This window comes from Methanobacterium aggregans (assembly GCF_017874455.1).
In the GTDB taxonomy this organism is placed as follows: Archaea; Methanobacteriota; Methanobacteria; order Methanobacteriales; family Methanobacteriaceae; genus Methanobacterium_C; species Methanobacterium_C aggregans.
On sequence record NZ_JAGGLN010000008.1, the window covers coordinates 32,729 to 47,409 of the forward strand.

Here is a 14,681-nt window from a genome sequence, read left to right on the forward strand (position 1 = left end):
TTTAACTCATTTCTTTTTGAATGTTTCATCAATCCAAAATATAATTTCGTCCCTCACTTCTCTGAATACGTTCATTTTTTCTTCTTGTGTCCCATTAACACATGCAGGATCCTTGAATCCCGGATGCATATAATTTTTAGCTCCGGGGAAGAAGGGGCATGCTTCTTTGGCTCCCCCACAAACTGTTATTACCTGATCAAATTCCTGATCTTCAAATTCCTTAAGGCTTTTAGAACGGTGATCTGAGATATCAATACCTAATTCCTTCATTACTTTAACAGCATAAGGATTAACAGTTGTTGGTTCTGTGCCTGCACTATGAACATCATAGTACTCCCCATGAGCATGTTTAAAGTATCCTTCTGCCATTTGAGACCTGCTGGAATTGTTCGTGCAGATAATTAATATTTTTTCTTTTCCAATCATTTTTTAAAACCTGCAAACATTGAACTTGTCAATAAATTAGTATATCTAAATATTTAAATATAATTATTTAGATAAAATGCTTTATGAAATCATGTGAAACTGGAAAAAATTGTCCAGATAATAAACAAATAGAAAAATTGAAAGAGAAGGTAAGTGAACTTCCCTCTGATGAAATATTACATCGTTATTCTGAGATAATAAAAGCAATAGCTGATCCTACAAGGCTTAAAATATTGTATTTATTAAATGATGATGAGTTATGTGTTTGTGAACTAATTTCAGCACTGGATAAACCCCAACCCACAGTATCACATCACCTCAATATTTTAAAAAACGCAGAACTCGTAAAATGGCGTAAAGAGGGAGTATGGATTCACTATAAATTATCAAATCCAAATATACTGGATATTTTAAAAAATTTATTAGAAACTGAATGAGGTATGCAAATGTCAAAGAGCGTCACTGATGAAGTTACAGGGCAAATGCGCAGTATAAAAAAGCTTAGTTTTCTTGATAAATATTTAACGTTATGGATTTTCTTGGCAATGGCTTTGGGAGTTTCAATAGGATATCTTATTCCAGGAGTGGAATCAGTTATTGGTATGTTTTCGGTTGGTACAACAAGCATACCCATAGCCATTGGATTGATTTTAATGATGTATCCTCCACTTGCAAAGGTAAAATATGAAGAATTAGGGGATGTATTTAAAAATAAGAAAATATTAGGTTTGGCTATTTTCCAAAATTGGGTTGTAGCACCTATTTTAATGTTTATACTAGCGATAGTCTTTTTGAGAGGATTTCCAGAATATATGACCGGTTTAATCTTAATAGGAATAGCGCCTTGCATTGCAATGGTAATAGTATGGAATGAACTTGCAGGCGGAAATACAGAATATGCTGCAGCTCTAGTAGCCTTCAACAGTGTATTTCAAGTGTTTTTTTATAGTGTTTATGCCTATATCTTTATTACCGTACTTCTTCCATTTTTTGGATTAGAGGGGAGCGCTGTAAATGTTAGTATAACTCAAATAGCTCAAAGCGTGTTTATTTACCTGGGAATTCCATTTTTAGCAGGAATGGCCACAAGATTCGTCTTAATAAGAAAAAAAGGTGAAGAATGGTATAATAATAAATTTATTCCTAAAATCAGCCCTATTACGCTGATAGCATTATTATTTACTATTATAGTCATGTTTAGTTTAAAAGGTAACTTTATTGTCCAAATACCTCTGGACGTGGTGCGTGTTGCAATTCCACTCTTACTCTACTTTGTAATAATGTTTTTTGTAACTTTTTTCTTAGGACATAGGATCGGAGCGGATTACTCTAAAACAACTACAATATCTTTTACAGCGGCAAGTAACAATTTTGAACTTGCAATAGCTGTTGCAGTAGCAGTTTTTGGAATAGGATCTGGAGTCGCATTTGCAGCAGTCATTGGTCCATTAATAGAAGTTCCAGTACTTATAAGCCTCGTAAATGTGGCATTAATCTTTAAGGACAGGTATTTCACAACATAAACATTGCACAATGTTTATCATTTTTTAAATCAACATATTTATATATTTCAATATATGAATATAATTTCAAGAAGGGGTCTTATGAAAGAGTGTGTTACTAAAGGCAGATGTCGTTTGTATATAGAGGATGTGGAAAAATTCAGGGCAATATTATCTGAAATAGATAACGAGGATACTTTGTCCAGTATAACAAAAGTATTCAAGGCCCTTTCTGACCCTACAAGAATTCAAATACTGTACCTACTGCAAAAGGGTGATCTATGTGTTTGTGAAATTAGGAGTATACTTGAAAAACCTCAATCAACATTATCTCATCACTTGAGCATACTTAAAAACACAGATCTTATAAAACCTCGCAAAGAAGGAATTTGGATTTATTACACGCTCTCAAAACCAGAAATTGTGAAATTAATAGATTTTTTCAACCCAAAAGATACACTGGAAAAAATTAATGTAGTTAAATGAATAATAAAGCTAAATTCTAAGGATAAATTGTATAGGGAGATAAAAATTATGGTAAATGATAAAAAAGGATGCTGTGAAGGTACCGGATATGAAGAAGAACCACTAAAAAATTCAGAAGAAAATAGAAACTGTTGTTGTGGAGATGAATCAACTGCAAAAAACACTGAAAAACCAGAAGTAGCCCCGGACTGTGGCTGCGGATCTGGTAATGATGATTTAGAAGAGGATGCTGGATGTGGTTGTGGTTGTGGAGCTACAGAATATCCAGATGAATCACTTATAAACAATCCAGATAAGCCCAAAGTCATAGCTGATGATAAGTTTATTAAGGAATTTGAAGACCTTGCGCATTCTAAAGGTGTTAAAAGTATAGGATACACACAACTTACCCCTGAATTGTTAATTAAGGATAAATTTATACAGTATCCCAATGTCATTGTATTGACCATGGAAATGAGTAAGGAACTAATTGAAACACCCCCTGGAGACAAAACTCAGGAATTGAATGATGCACATTATGCAAAGTTAGGTAACTTAACCTATGAACTCTCTGATTATCTCAGACAGAATGGTTATGCAACCGAAGTTGCCCACCCGTATGGAGGTGTTGTAAAATTCTCTGCACTTGGTCAAAAAGCAGGTTTAGGATTTATAGGACAAAGTGGCCTTTTAATAACCCCTGAAATAGGTCCAAGACAAAAAATTTCTGCAATATTCGTTAGTATAGCTAATTTACCAATAAAAGATGAGAATGAACATGCATGGATATCAGAGTACTGTGAGAAATGCGGTAAATGTATTAAAGCCTGCCCTGAAAAAGCATTGATAGAAAAAGAGACTTGCTGTGGTGGCAAAGAGGTTGAATTTATACAAAAGGTTTGTATAGGCTGCAGTCAGGGTTGTACTTACTGTATAGAAGCATGTCCATTTGATGAAAAGGGATACGCGCATGTTAAAAATAAATTTGACAAAATGAACGCCAAATTAAAGGAAAAACAGAATAAGAAATTTAAACCAGAATTATGGAGTAACTGGGCAGAACAAAACTCTCAAATGTTCGCTGGCTTAGTTAATGGTGCCACTATCGCCATATCAATGGCCCAAAACGAGGAAAAATTAATTCTTTTAGAAAAAGCAGACCATGATCTAAATGTGAGTATAAAAGAATTAGAGGAGTTAGAACGTCCTGTAGCTGATTTAATGTTCCTTATTGATGAGAAGGACATTAAAGAAATATTGAATGACACAGCTTCTATAAAATTCATGGATATGCTTTCTTCTGGAAAAATAAAGGTTTATGGATTTATAAGCCAAACACAGCTAATTGATAAGGGATACATGGCCTTTTTAAACAGGTTAGGTCTTAGCCTGGGTGGAGGCGGATGTTGCTGTTAAATTTTCATTTTTTTGAATATGTGAAAGTTTGTGATAGGGTATTCAAAACAATGAATATCTATATATCTGCCCAGATTGCCAAAAAAGAGAGAGAATAGATAATCAAATAAGGAATTTAAGTGATGAATATGCATGTTGGATTTATATTAACAAAATCTCCTTCAGAACAGGGTTTTGATACGTTTTTTAAATTCGCATGTTTATACCTTTTTAAAAACCAGATCTCGATTTATCTTGTAGGAAATGGTGTTTACTGTGCAAGAAAAAACCATGTTGCATCGGACAAACTAACGAAGCTTCTTCAAGGTTCAAAAATTTATGCAAAGAATAATGATCTTGAAGCAAGGGGAATTAAAGAAGAAGAGTTGATAGAAGGAATAATCCCCTTTTATCAATATGATAAAATGGTAATAGATGTTATGGAAAATTTTGATCAAGTTTTAAGTTTTTAGAATACATTAATTGCATTTAAAAATATGAAATAGGGTTAGATGATACTATGGGCTTGGATGTTGAATCGTATGGTAACACATTGATCATTGTGTTATTGGATGGATCTTATGTTTCAGAGTATGCGGATATTGGTTATAACATAGCAAAAAGCGCTTTAGGAAATGGTTGTGCTGTTAAAATATTTTTATACATGGAAAGTGTGCATATACCTAGAAAAGACAACGATCCACGGGCACTTCCAAATATTTCCATGCTTTTTGAAGAATTAATCAAAAAAGGTTGCGAAGTAAAAGCATGCATAAGATGTGCTGCTGCAAGGGGTTATATGGATAAATCACAATATATCGATGGAATAGAAATAACAAGTGTCTACGACCTTGCAGAATGGGTAGGGAAAACAGATAAAGTGATTACTTTGGGAGGATAGGATGGATTCAATATTGGTTCTTCTAAATAAAGCTCCTTATGGACGTGAAAATGCTTTAGGTGCTTTATACGTTGTAATTGCCTGTTTAGATAAAGAATTTGATGCAGATATACTCTTACTTGATGATGGAGTTTATGCTGCACTGGATAATCAAAATTCAGAATCAACCATAAATTATCCTAATATCGCTGAACTGATGTATTCCATTTTTCCACAAGGTAAAATATTTGTTCATATAAATTCTTTAATTCAACGTGGTTTGGATTATCCTGATTTAATTGATATAGTTGAAATTGTTGATGATAACGCTCTTTATGAGATAGTTAAATCTAAAAGTAACGTAATTACTATTTAGGGGGTTGTTTCAATGGAAATGGATGAAATTAAATACGATGTTTTTGAAGATGGTGCACTTGTAAATAGTGTTTCAATTAAAAAAATTTTGCCTTGTCTTGCAACTAAAGGTAGAATCCGGCTTTCAATGCAGCTTGATTCATCTTTAGATGGAAATGTGATACCTACACTTGTGTCTAAATTTCCTCCAGGAAAAGTTAACTTCATCAAACATAAAAAAATTCTTACACTTTCTGACTACGATCGCATAATTACCTTTTATCCCTCAGGTAAAATCACCTTGAATAATACAAGGGATAAAGAAGAGGCAGTTGAAATAATAAGTGGATATATGGGTAAAATTAATGAATCCTATGTTGAATCTCAACGTGGCGGTCCTGTAGGTGATGATTTATTTCAAAAATTATCAAAAATTGGCCCTATTGCAATTTACAATTGTCTACCAAAGACAAATTGTGAAAAATGTGGAGAAGCCACTTGTTTAGCATTTGCAATAAAATTGCTGTCTGGGGACTCTAAAATTGATCAGTGTTCTCCATTATCTGAAAGTAAAAATAAGGCTTGTGTTGAAAGTTTAAGAGATTTACTTGGAGAACAGTTGATGAAAACTCTTGGATGGAGTAAATAATTATAGAATATTACTATTTTTTTTAAAGGTTATATTGATACATTTGAATATAAGAATACTCATAAATCAATATATTTATATATTTGAATATATGAATATAGTTGTAGAAGGCAGTCCTATGAAAAGTGTAGTACTAAAGGCAAGGTAGTACTTAAGATTTTTTTTAGACACTTTCGATCTGGAAAAGGGTATATGTGAGGCGGTTAGATGAAAGAAACCATGAAAAATACTAAAGATACAGATAAAATCAAAGCAATAAGCAAGGAAATGATATCCATTCTAAATCTTGGTAGTTCGCCAGTTGGAGTTAGATTCTTAGAAGATAGTGAACAAAAACCAGAAGGTGCAGAAATACTCGAAAAACACAGATATTGTCAAGCTTTAATGAAAGCCAGAAACGGTGCAAACGTTATTTTAACTGGTGAAGAAATTTCATGCCCTGCTGCTGCCTCAGCTTTCGGATTCCGTCCTTTACCAGAAAAACTTGAATCTGGAAAGGGTCTTATAGGATTTGGCATAGTATCAGACCCTGCAGTTGGAAAAAAAATGTTTGAAGGTATGTCTAAATTAAAATCTGGACAGATCCAATATTTACATATTTTTCCATTAAACCAGGCAGAATATATTCCAGATATTGTCATTGTGGAAGATGATCCTGAGAAACTCATGTGGATTGCTCTTGCTTATCTACATGCTACGGGTGGGGAGAGAATACAAAGTTCCACTGCAATACTGCAGGCAACATGTGTTGATGCAACAATCATTCCATTCCTCAGTCAACGCTTAAACTTTGTATATGGATGTTACGGCTGCAGAGATGCCACAGATTTAGGCGAACATGAAGCCGTAATGGGATTTCCAGGATCCATGCTTCCAGAAATTATTGAACATTTAAAATATTTAGGTAAAAAAGCAATACCCAGATCCCGTTCAAAGGGAGCACTTTCTCTTCTAGAAGGGAAAGATGTTGAGGTAAAAAGTTGTTAAAAAGTGGAGGAATAAAACATGGCATGGTTTGCTGAATACCCAAGGGAAAAAATTGAATGGTACCCAACTATAGACTCTGAAAAATGTGTTAAATGTGGAATGTGCATGAACTGCGGTCAGAAGGTTTACAAATGGACTGGAGACGTGCCAATAGTGGCCAACCCCTACAAATGTGTTGTTGGCTGCACAACCTGTGCAACCCTCTGCCAGGGAAAGGCAATCTCATTCCCAGATAAAGAAGCACTTCGCGAACTTTACAAAAAAGAGGGAATATGGGCAAAAGTCAAAAAAGAATTAACAGAGGAAGGTAGATTAGAAGTAACCGACTAATTAAACCCTTAAATTATTTTTTTTAATTGATTTGACGTGATATTATAAATTAAATACTGAAAATTTTTATTATAACCAAATAATGGGGTAAAATCATGGCAAACGATAAAAAAGGATGTTGCGGAGATGCAGAATCAAAAGAAGTGCCAATTAAAGAAAAAAGCACAGAAAGTTGTTGCGGATCTGAAGATACTGATCTAGAAGAAGATGAAGAATGCGGTTGTGGATGTGGGGGCTTTAAATATCCAGATACATCCACTAAAAATAATCCCAATAAGCCTAAGTTCATAGCTGACTATGAGTTCTTTAAAGAATTTGAAAACTATGCATATTCATTAGGTTTTAAAAGTGTAGGATATACACAACTTACTCCTGACTTATTAACTAAAAATAAATTCATGCAGTATACAAATACTATTGTACTAACCATTGAAATGAATAAAGAGATCATTGAAACTCCTCCTGGCGAAGAAGCACAGAGATTAAATGATTTAGCTTATGAAAAAACAGGCCACCTTACTTATATGCTCTCTGACTATCTTAGAGAAAAAGGTTATGCAACAGAGATCGCCCATTCTTATGATAGTATAGTAAAACTGTCTTCACTTGCTCAAAAAGCAGGTTTAGGATTTATTGGAAACAATGGCCTTCTGATAACACCAGAATTAGGTTCAAGATTAAAAATTTCAGCCATAACAGTTAGTATAGCTAATCTGCCAATGAAAGATGAAAATGAACATGCTTGGATACCAGAGTACTGTGAAAAATGCGGTAAATGTGTAAAAGCATGTCCTCATGAAGCTTTAATAGAAAAAGAAACATGTTGCGGTGGTAAAGAAGTTGAATTTGTACGAAAACAATGTATAGGCTGCAGTCAGGGTTGTACCTACTGTATAGAAGCATGTCCATTTGATGAAAAGGGATACGCGCATGTTAAAAATAAATTTGACAAAATGAACGCCAAATTAAAGGAAAAACAGAATAAAAAATTTAAACCAGAATTATGGAGTAACTGGGCAGAAAAAAACTCTCAAATGTTCGCAGGATTAGTTAATGGTGCCACTATCGCCATATCAATGGCCCAAAACGAGGAAAAATTAATTCTTTTAGAAAAAGCAGACCATGATCTAAATGTGAGTATAAAAGAATTAGAGGAGTTAGAACGTCCTGTAGCTGATTTAATGTTCCTTATTGATGAGAAGGACATTAAAGAAATATTGAATGACACAGCTTCCATAAAATTCATGGATATGCTTTCTTCTGGAAAAATAAAGGTTTACGGATTTATAAGCCAAACACAGCTAATTGATAAGGGATACATGGCCTTTTTAAACAGGTTAGGTCTTAGCCTGGGTGGAGGCGGATGTTGCTGTTAAATCATATTTTAACCCAAGAATAGAGAAATAGGGTTTTCATAATAATTGACCTTTTTTAGAAAATAAAGTTCCTTAATACATTAAAAAAATGATATGGGGGAGAAAAAAGTGAAAATGAATGAAACCAATAGAAAAACTCTAAAAATCAGGTGGCAAAGGCTTGTAGATGCGGGAGAAACATGTCCACGATGTGGATCAACGGAAGAGGAAGTTGAAAATGCAGTGTTAACACTCGAAAAATCCCTCAATCCACTTGGAATAAAAGTCGTTCTAGAAAAGAATGTGCTATCTGTTGTGGAATTCAAAAAAGACCCATTACAATCTAATCAAATTCTGATCAATGAACGACCATTGGAAAATTGGATTGGAGGAGAAGTTGGAGAAAGCCCATGTTGTGAAGTCTGTAACTCAGATTGTAGAACGATTGGAGTAGAAGGAGAAGTCTACGAAACAATCCCTGCGGAATTAGTAATTAAAGCAGGACTTCTTGCAGCCACACAACTAGTTGAAGCTAAGACAAAGGAATCTTGTTGTGGAACTGCACCAAAAGATCCTGAAGATAATTGCTGCCCAAAATAGATAAAGAAAACCTTCGTGAACTTTACAAAAAAGACAAACTATGGACAAACATCCAAAAAGCATTAATAAAGGAAGGCAAATTAGAATTTAAGGATTAATATTTAATTCTTTTTTATTTTAAGACTTTAGAGTAGTTAAAAAATTATTAAATCTATTGAATAGGGATTAATATCCAATAATGCCTATGAAGTCTTTTCATCTGTTTTTGATGAGTTCATCTATGTTACCTGGAATCATCTCATTGGAAAGCCTGTAATGTACCCACACACCTTCTTTGTGCCATTTTAGGAATCCTGCATTTTTCAGGATGTTCAGATGGTGGGAAACGGTTGCCTGGGGTTTTTCAAGGGCTTCCATTATTTCACAGACACAAAGTTCCCCTTGCTTCAGGAGGTAGACTATTTTCAGTCTCGTGGGGTCTGCAAGTGCCTTTATTGCTTCAGAACTTTTATATATTTCATCGTCATCTGGTATTTCAGACAGGATCTTTTTGAGGTTTTTAATCTGTTCACAGGTGGGTTTGTTCCCATTTGTCTGGCATGATTTCATGGTATCAACTATCAGCACTGATATATTTAAATATATAGATACTTCATTAGTTACTAATGTGAAATTAGTAGGGAGTTTAGAGGTGTAAAAGAAATGTTAAAAGTTGCAGTGGTTACAGATGGTCCCTACGGTGACAGGGCCTTTGAAACAATGAATGAAATGTTCAACACGGCTTTTATAGAGCTGGAACAGCCGTCGTCAATGTTCCTTGATGAGATAGATGTGCCTGAAAGGGATTTAAAGCTTCTTGAAAATGCCAACATCCTCATAACCTACACAACACATCCAGACCTCACCTTGGAGCTGGTGGATAACCTCCACAGTAAGGTGGACTGGGTGATAGTTGCTGCATGGAAGGGGGATGGATTTAAAAACCAGTTAGAATCCCATGGAAATGTTACATGTCCCTACGTAATGTGCGAACTTGAAGAAAATGGAAATCCAATATTCGATGAATTCGTGTCAAAAATTGGAAAGCCTAAAGTTGACCTGAAGCTCGATGGTAATAAACTCAAGGATGTAACAGTTTTAAGGTCATCACCCTGCGGATCAACTGCCTTCGTTGCAGAGTACATAAAGGAGGAATATCTGAACAAAACATTAACTGAGGAACTTCCAGTTGAAGCTGGGCTCAAACTGCAGCATTACCCCTGCAGATCATCCAAGATAAGGCTTTTTTCTGATGATGAATGTAAAAAAACCATGGCATCTGGATTTCACAGGGATGCCTTTGAGGAGGCAGCTGCATTTGCAAAGAGGGGTTTGGAGAACAGGGAAATAAAGATGTGATTAAAAACCCTTCCATAATCAACTTTTTTTTGTATTATATTTAAAATAAAAAATAATCTGAGTTTCAACATCCCTTTTTTTCATATTCGCATTGGCAAAGTCTTTTTATGCAGTTTTACAGCTAGATAGAAGAATAAAACTGTGAAGAGGAGAAGAACTGCGAAATCAACTGTCAGTGGATAGTGGTGGGATCCCTGGAGTGAGTACCGGGTTAGATCTGTGAAGTAGGTTAGGGGAGAGAGGGATGCAACGACCTTACCCCAGTAGGGCATGTTCTCTACTGGGATGAATATGCCGCTTATAAAGACCAGGGGAAACTTCACCATGGTTGATAGCATCATGACGTTTGAGGGTGCGTTGGTTGGAATGGTTGACATCAAAAGGCCCAGGAATGAAAAACACACTGCAGCCACAAAGATTCCCATTGCAAGGACAAAGGGATGGATCACACCCACCCCAAGGATCAGTCCTATTGCTACGGGTACTGAGGTTACTCCAACCCCAAATATGAAGGATGCCATCATGTCCCCCATTAGAATGGTTGAGATGGATACTGGACAGGAGGCCAGCCTTTCAAGGGTGTTCATCTGTGCTTCCCATGGCATGATCACAGGGGATACAGATGTGGCTGTGAAGAGAATGGTCATTGATATAAGACCAGAAACCAGGAATTCAATGGGCAAATTCCTGCTGCCGGTTAAAAATGCCAGAAACAGGAATAGGGGTATGAGCACTCCAAATATGATTACAGGACCCTTCAAATAATAGATTCGTATGTCCTTCTTCATGATTCCCAGGGAACGCTTCAACTGGTCTAAAGTTTCCTGAAACATTAGGAACCTCCAGTGAGTTCAATGAAAACTTCTTCAAGTGAGGGTAACAGGGTGTTCATGGTCATTATCTTCAATCCACGTTCCTCTGCAAAGTGGGTTAATGATAGGATGAGATCGTTGATGTTCTTTGTGTAGATCCTGAACTTATCACCTTCCATCTTTACTTCAGCAGCATCTGAAATTTCTGAAAATTCCTGGATGTTTATGCTTCTATCAAAACTTATTTCAACAGAGTTTAACTTTTTGATCCTGTTTTTAAGGGTTTCTGGCCTGTCAATTGTTGCAATTTTGCCCCTGTTGATGATTGCAACCCTTTCACAGAGCTGGTTTGCTTCCTCCATGTCATGGGTTGTGAGGAAGATGGTTTTTCCTTCCCCTGATAGTTCCTGAAGTATGTCCTTTATGAGGCGTCTGCTCTGGACGTCAAGGCCGCTTGTGGGTTCATCAAGAAATAGCAGGGTTGGATCGTTTATCAGGGCCATGCAGAGTATCAGCCTCTGCTTCATGCCCTTGGAAAAGCCTTTAACTTTCTGATCTTTCCTTTCGTAGAGCCCTAATTTATCTAGAAGATTTTTTGCACGAGTTTCAGCATCTTTTTTGGGTATTCCATATAGTTCTGCCATTAAGATGATGTTCTGCCATGCAGACAGATCCACGTAGGCATTGGATGTTTCAGGAACCACACCAAAATGCTGTTTCACCTTCAATGGTTCATTTTGAATGTTGTAGCCTAAAATATGGGCTTCTCCTTCATCAGGATTTATTATGCCCGTTAACATTCTCCATGTTGTGGTTTTACCAGCACCGTTGGGTCCTAAAAATCCAAAGATCTCCCCTTCATTGACCTCAAAATTGATATGATCAACTGCAGTGAAACCATGGTAAACCTTGGTGAGATTCTGAACTTCAACAATCTTCATGAACCAATACCCCGTTTTTATTAGATAAGGTTAATTATTTCTTTGTATCACATTTCCAACAGTATTCAGTGTCTCTGTTGGTCTTAAATACAGCGCCGCATTTTTTACATACAACCTCTCTGAGTGAGGATTTCTTTTTTTCAGTGAATCCTGTTTGACACGGACAGGTTCCCCCACTGTATTTAGCTTTTATTTCTGCTTCAAATGCTTTATCATCATCTTTTGTCATGGATTTCACCTAATTTTTCCTTTACCTTCTCTTTAATTATTTCAACACAGATTTCGCCTTCATCATCCAGCCTTGAAACATCGTTGGGTTTATAATCTGTTTTTTCCAGTTCTTCCATTACATTTATGGTTTTGGCAACTTCAACACCCTTTTGCTTCATTATCTTGTTTACACAGTTACTTTCACAGCCGTTTATTGCCAGGATTGGATATTTTCTTATTAACTCTCTGAATCCCTGCCTATCTGCAGAAGTTGCACCCATACATATGGATATGGTGTTATCAGTTTCTGAAGCTGTGTCTGTAGATGCTACTCTACTTACAAGGCCGTAAGGACTCATTCCACTGCATGCTGCAAGTGCGACTTTATCTTTTTCCATTTCATTTCCTCCTCAGATTTTAATGGTTCATTCTGTTATCATTTCAATAATTCTGATTATATCATGATTTTTAAGCCCATATTTTATCCAAATTCCTTCTTTATGGGATTTTATAAAATCAGCGTTCTTCAAAACGTTTAAGTGATAGGATACTGTGGATTGAGGTTTATTTAGGGCTGTGATTATTTCACAAACATATAAATCTCCATGTTTCAAAAGATACAGTATCTTAAGGCGCGTAGAGTCTGAAAGTGCTCTAAAACTTTTGGATTTAGTATATAATTCACCATTACCATCCAAATTCTGCACAATATCCCCTAATTTTTTTATATCTTCAGAATCCAGACATAATTCTCTAGCTTTACATATCCTTGTAGGATCATCCAAAGAATCAACCCCCACCTAGAAAATTGTTGGCCATTCCACCATTAATCCAATATCCCTATCTCATTCATGATCTTCAATTATTCATATATCCAAATATGTAGATATATAAATAAATATGATTAAGTGGCATATAAATTTATCGAAATATCAGAAGTTTAAGAAAAAAATGGAAATAACGAATGATTATTAAAAATAAAGTTAAATAAAAATCCATTGATATAAAATAGATGAAATATTACGAAGATTTTAAAAAATTACCTCCAGAGAAGCTCATTCTTATTCAGGTAAAGGTAAAGGAACCTTAAAACTTCACCATCACACTGGGATTCCAGAAGCTCGTTGATGTCAAGAAGCTGGTGTTCTTTGAGGATCTCAGTCTTTACGTGCTTACCAAATCTGAGGTAACCTATTTTATTTGGGGTTAGAACACCCTCAAAGAATGCTTCAACAGATTCATAGGTTCTTGGAACCTCAACTACCCATCTGTCACCTTCAACCCATGCTTTACCAGAATATTTCTCTAAGAAGCGTTCCTGGTGTTCTTTAAACCATATCTGAGGACCTGAATGTTTCCTCATAGTTGGGAGCTTCCAGGTTTCAAATTCAACCAGTATCATGGCTTCATCATCCTCATCTGTCCAGGAGTCACTTCCTGTAACTGTGAATCCATGGCTTTCTGCAACCTTCACAATGGATTTCTCAGTCTTCCTGATCTGGGGGTAAACAGCATCTGCAGGAATATCAGGGGGTCTGAATGTTAAGATAAACGTTTTTGTACCCCTCTTCAAAAATTCCTTTTTCACTGATTCTGAATGGAACTCCAGATCCTTTGGATAGAAGTATCTCTCTGAAGGGTTTTTGAGGAAGTTTTCAGATGCAACAATAAAATCTGACATCTTCTGAAGGTTCAGTGCTGCTGCAACGTTCCTGTTTTTGTCCACAGGGTCAACTGCAACCAGTGGATCCTTGAAAAGTTCTGCTGTACCATGGTTTTCAAGGTCAACTATCTGACCGTACCTCCAGGAACTGGATGCTGCCCCTAAAACTCCCATGAAGGTTCCGTATTCAAGTACCATGAGTTCGCAGAGGTAGCCTGAAAATCCCCCCACCTTGAACTCTGATCCGTAGGTGCCAACGCATTCCATGAAGCGTTTGAGTAGGAGAACTTCATCTTCCTGCTTCTTGTCCAGGTGTTTTTTGATGTACTGGGTGTGGAGTATGGTTCTGTCCACTGCAGATTTAAGCTGGGAGGCATCCTCTATGAAATAGCAGGGCACAAAATCTACTTCGTACCCTTCTATGGTGCCTGTAACGTATGGATGTGATGCGTATCGTTCTTCAGCTGTGCCTCCCATGGTTTCTATGCAGTTGTGGCCGAGTTTGAGTCCGCATCTTTTAAGGTAGGACTCATCTGTATCCAGAGAAAATTCCATGAATATGTCTATGTCTGCCTTGCCTGCAAGCCATGTTGATTTTGCAACAGACCCTACAAGAACTGCTTCTGCTTCTGCACCTTTGCGGGATGCAGTTTCATTGAGATTTTTTATGAGCTCGTCTGATAATTCCATTACCCTCTTTTTTTCGGTTTCTGTGGGTTTTATATCCTCCAGAATCCTGTCGAAGTTTATATCTGCCAAATTAGTCACCTGTAA

The 14,681-nt window shown here is 36.2% G+C and carries 21 protein-coding genes; 13 read left to right on the forward strand and 8 right to left on the reverse strand.

Annotated elements, in window-relative coordinates; genetic code table 11:
* Positions 1-6: 6 nt before the first annotated feature.
* On the reverse strand, positions 7-426 hold the full coding sequence (locus tag J2756_RS10600) for an arsenate reductase ArsC (RefSeq protein ID WP_209585431.1): 420 nt from the start codon (positions 424-426) through the stop codon (positions 7-9).
* Between the two features lie 83 nt (positions 427-509).
* Here J2756_RS10600 and J2756_RS10605 point away from each other — a divergent pair, with 83 nt between their 5' ends.
* The 12 genes from J2756_RS10605 to J2756_RS10660 all read left to right on the forward strand — a co-directional run bounded on the left by J2756_RS10605 (position 510) and on the right by J2756_RS10660 (position 8,943).
* Positions 510-863 carry an ArsR/SmtB family transcription factor gene (locus tag J2756_RS10605; RefSeq protein WP_209585432.1) on the forward strand — a complete coding sequence of 118 codons (354 nt, stop codon included), beginning with the start codon at positions 510-512 and terminating at the stop codon, positions 861-863.
* 9 nt (positions 864-872) lie between these two features.
* A complete protein-coding gene (gene arsB, locus J2756_RS10610) occupies positions 873-1,949 on the forward strand; it encodes an ACR3 family arsenite efflux transporter (protein ID WP_281063398.1) in 1,077 nt (358 codons plus the stop codon).
* 114 nt (positions 1,950-2,063) lie between these two features.
* Positions 2,064-2,414 carry an ArsR/SmtB family transcription factor gene (locus J2756_RS10615; protein ID WP_245316045.1) on the forward strand — a complete coding sequence of 117 codons (351 nt, stop codon included), beginning with the start codon at positions 2,064-2,066 and terminating at the stop codon, positions 2,412-2,414.
* 48 nt (positions 2,415-2,462) lie between these two features.
* Positions 2,463-3,809 carry a 4Fe-4S binding protein gene (locus J2756_RS10620; protein WP_209585434.1) on the forward strand — a complete coding sequence of 449 codons (1,347 nt, stop codon included), beginning with the start codon at positions 2,463-2,465 and terminating at the stop codon, positions 3,807-3,809.
* A 128-nt stretch (positions 3,810-3,937) separates the two neighbouring features.
* Positions 3,938-4,261 (forward strand): sulfurtransferase complex subunit TusB, encoded by a 324-nt coding sequence (tusB, locus tag J2756_RS10625; RefSeq protein WP_209585435.1) that lies wholly within the window; start codon positions 3,938-3,940, stop codon positions 4,259-4,261.
* A 47-nt stretch (positions 4,262-4,308) separates the two neighbouring features.
* Positions 4,309-4,689: a DsrE/DsrF/TusD sulfur relay family protein gene (locus tag J2756_RS10630; RefSeq protein ID WP_209585436.1), complete on the forward strand. Its 381-nt coding sequence runs from the start codon at positions 4,309-4,311 to the stop codon at positions 4,687-4,689.
* A 1-nt stretch (position 4,690) separates the two neighbouring features.
* Positions 4,691-5,044 (forward strand): DsrE family protein, encoded by a 354-nt coding sequence (locus tag J2756_RS10635; RefSeq protein WP_209585437.1) that lies wholly within the window; start codon positions 4,691-4,693, stop codon positions 5,042-5,044.
* A 12-nt stretch (positions 5,045-5,056) separates the two neighbouring features.
* Positions 5,057-5,671, forward strand: a complete 615-nt coding sequence (locus J2756_RS10640; protein WP_209585438.1) for a (Fe-S)-binding protein — start codon at positions 5,057-5,059, stop codon at positions 5,669-5,671.
* 219 nt (positions 5,672-5,890) lie between these two features.
* Positions 5,891-6,658: a DUF169 domain-containing protein gene (locus J2756_RS10645; protein ID WP_209585439.1), complete on the forward strand. Its 768-nt coding sequence runs from the start codon at positions 5,891-5,893 to the stop codon at positions 6,656-6,658.
* Positions 6,659-6,676: 18 nt separating this feature from the next.
* A complete protein-coding gene (locus tag J2756_RS10650) occupies positions 6,677-6,988 on the forward strand; it encodes an ATP-binding protein (RefSeq protein ID WP_209585440.1) in 312 nt (103 codons plus the stop codon).
* A gap of 95 nt (positions 6,989-7,083) precedes the next feature.
* On the forward strand, positions 7,084-8,364 hold the full coding sequence (locus J2756_RS10655; RefSeq protein WP_209585441.1) for a 4Fe-4S binding protein: 1,281 nt from the start codon (positions 7,084-7,086) through the stop codon (positions 8,362-8,364).
* Positions 8,365-8,478: 114 nt separating this feature from the next.
* Positions 8,479-8,943 (forward strand): DUF2703 domain-containing protein, encoded by a 465-nt coding sequence (locus J2756_RS10660; protein WP_245316048.1) that lies wholly within the window; start codon positions 8,479-8,481, stop codon positions 8,941-8,943.
* A 195-nt stretch (positions 8,944-9,138) separates the two neighbouring features.
* On the opposite strand, the gene J2756_RS10665 is transcribed toward J2756_RS10660, so the two are convergent.
* On the reverse strand, positions 9,139-9,492 hold the full coding sequence (locus J2756_RS10665; protein WP_209585443.1) for an ArsR/SmtB family transcription factor: 354 nt from the start codon (positions 9,490-9,492) through the stop codon (positions 9,139-9,141).
* A 93-nt stretch (positions 9,493-9,585) separates the two neighbouring features.
* Between J2756_RS10665 and J2756_RS10670 the strand changes: the two genes are divergently transcribed.
* Positions 9,586-10,281: a DUF166 domain-containing protein gene (locus tag J2756_RS10670; RefSeq protein ID WP_209585444.1), complete on the forward strand. Its 696-nt coding sequence runs from the start codon at positions 9,586-9,588 to the stop codon at positions 10,279-10,281.
* A gap of 80 nt (positions 10,282-10,361) precedes the next feature.
* Here the strand turns inward: J2756_RS10670 and J2756_RS10675 are convergent, their stop codons facing one another.
* The 6 genes from J2756_RS10675 to cca form a co-directional block, all read right to left on the reverse strand.
* The gene (locus J2756_RS10675) at positions 10,362-11,114 is read right to left on the reverse strand and encodes an ABC transporter permease (RefSeq protein ID WP_209585445.1); all 753 of its coding nucleotides are present in this window, start codon (positions 11,112-11,114) and stop codon (positions 10,362-10,364) included.
* Positions 11,114-12,034 carry an ATP-binding cassette domain-containing protein gene (locus tag J2756_RS10680; protein WP_209585446.1) on the reverse strand — a complete coding sequence of 307 codons (921 nt, stop codon included), beginning with the start codon at positions 12,032-12,034 and terminating at the stop codon, positions 11,114-11,116. The genes J2756_RS10675 and J2756_RS10680 overlap by 1 nt, the downstream gene beginning before the upstream one ends.
* Before the next feature lie 34 nt (positions 12,035-12,068).
* Positions 12,069-12,263, reverse strand: a complete 195-nt coding sequence (locus J2756_RS10685) for a hypothetical protein (protein ID WP_209585447.1) — start codon at positions 12,261-12,263, stop codon at positions 12,069-12,071.
* On the reverse strand, positions 12,250-12,642 hold the full coding sequence (locus J2756_RS10690; RefSeq protein WP_209585448.1) for a putative zinc-binding protein: 393 nt from the start codon (positions 12,640-12,642) through the stop codon (positions 12,250-12,252). Before J2756_RS10690 ends, J2756_RS10685 begins: the two co-directional genes overlap by 14 nt.
* A 27-nt stretch (positions 12,643-12,669) precedes the next feature.
* Positions 12,670-13,029 (reverse strand): ArsR/SmtB family transcription factor, encoded by a 360-nt coding sequence (locus J2756_RS10695; RefSeq protein ID WP_245316046.1) that lies wholly within the window; start codon positions 13,027-13,029, stop codon positions 12,670-12,672.
* 254 nt (positions 13,030-13,283) lie between these two features.
* On the reverse strand, positions 13,284-14,666 hold the full coding sequence (gene cca, locus J2756_RS10700) for a CCA tRNA nucleotidyltransferase (protein ID WP_209585449.1): 1,383 nt from the start codon (positions 14,664-14,666) through the stop codon (positions 13,284-13,286).
* Positions 14,667-14,681: the final 15 nt, after the last annotated feature.

Bases quoted from the DNA above. Each gene is read 5' to 3' on its own strand.
- J2756_RS10690 (WP_209585448.1), bottom strand. From the start codon at position 12,642: ATGGAAAAAGATAAAGTCGCACTTGCAGCATGCAGTGGAATGAGTCCT.
- arsB (WP_281063398.1), top strand. From the start codon at position 873: ATGTCAAAGAGCGTCACTGATGAAGTTACAGGGCAAATGCGCAGTATA.
- tusB (WP_209585435.1), top strand. From the start codon at position 3,938: ATGCATGTTGGATTTATATTAACAAAATCTCCTTCAGAACAGGGTTTT.
- J2756_RS10650 (WP_209585440.1), top strand. From the start codon at position 6,677: ATGGCATGGTTTGCTGAATACCCAAGGGAAAAAATTGAATGGTACCCA.
- J2756_RS10630 (WP_209585436.1), top strand. From the start codon at position 4,309: ATGGGCTTGGATGTTGAATCGTATGGTAACACATTGATCATTGTGTTA.
- J2756_RS10680 (WP_209585446.1), bottom strand. From the start codon at position 12,034: ATGAAGATTGTTGAAGTTCAGAATCTCACCAAGGTTTACCATGGTTTC.
- J2756_RS10675 (WP_209585445.1), bottom strand. From the start codon at position 11,114: ATGTTTCAGGAAACTTTAGACCAGTTGAAGCGTTCCCTGGGAATCATG.
- J2756_RS10600 (WP_209585431.1), bottom strand. From the start codon at position 426: ATGATTGGAAAAGAAAAAATATTAATTATCTGCACGAACAATTCCAGC.
- J2756_RS10640 (WP_209585438.1), top strand. From the start codon at position 5,057: ATGGAAATGGATGAAATTAAATACGATGTTTTTGAAGATGGTGCACTT.
- J2756_RS10635 (WP_209585437.1), top strand. From the start codon at position 4,691: ATGGATTCAATATTGGTTCTTCTAAATAAAGCTCCTTATGGACGTGAA.
- J2756_RS10645 (WP_209585439.1), top strand. From the start codon at position 5,891: ATGAAAAATACTAAAGATACAGATAAAATCAAAGCAATAAGCAAGGAA.
- J2756_RS10605 (WP_209585432.1), top strand. From the start codon at position 510: ATGAAATCATGTGAAACTGGAAAAAATTGTCCAGATAATAAACAAATA.
- J2756_RS10660 (WP_245316048.1), top strand. From the start codon at position 8,479: ATGAATGAAACCAATAGAAAAACTCTAAAAATCAGGTGGCAAAGGCTT.
- J2756_RS10685 (WP_209585447.1), bottom strand. From the start codon at position 12,263: ATGACAAAAGATGATGATAAAGCATTTGAAGCAGAAATAAAAGCTAAA.
- J2756_RS10620 (WP_209585434.1), top strand. From the start codon at position 2,463: ATGGTAAATGATAAAAAAGGATGCTGTGAAGGTACCGGATATGAAGAA.
- J2756_RS10670 (WP_209585444.1), top strand. From the start codon at position 9,586: ATGTTAAAAGTTGCAGTGGTTACAGATGGTCCCTACGGTGACAGGGCC.
- J2756_RS10665 (WP_209585443.1), bottom strand. From the start codon at position 9,492: ATGAAATCATGCCAGACAAATGGGAACAAACCCACCTGTGAACAGATT.
- J2756_RS10655 (WP_209585441.1), top strand. From the start codon at position 7,084: ATGGCAAACGATAAAAAAGGATGTTGCGGAGATGCAGAATCAAAAGAA.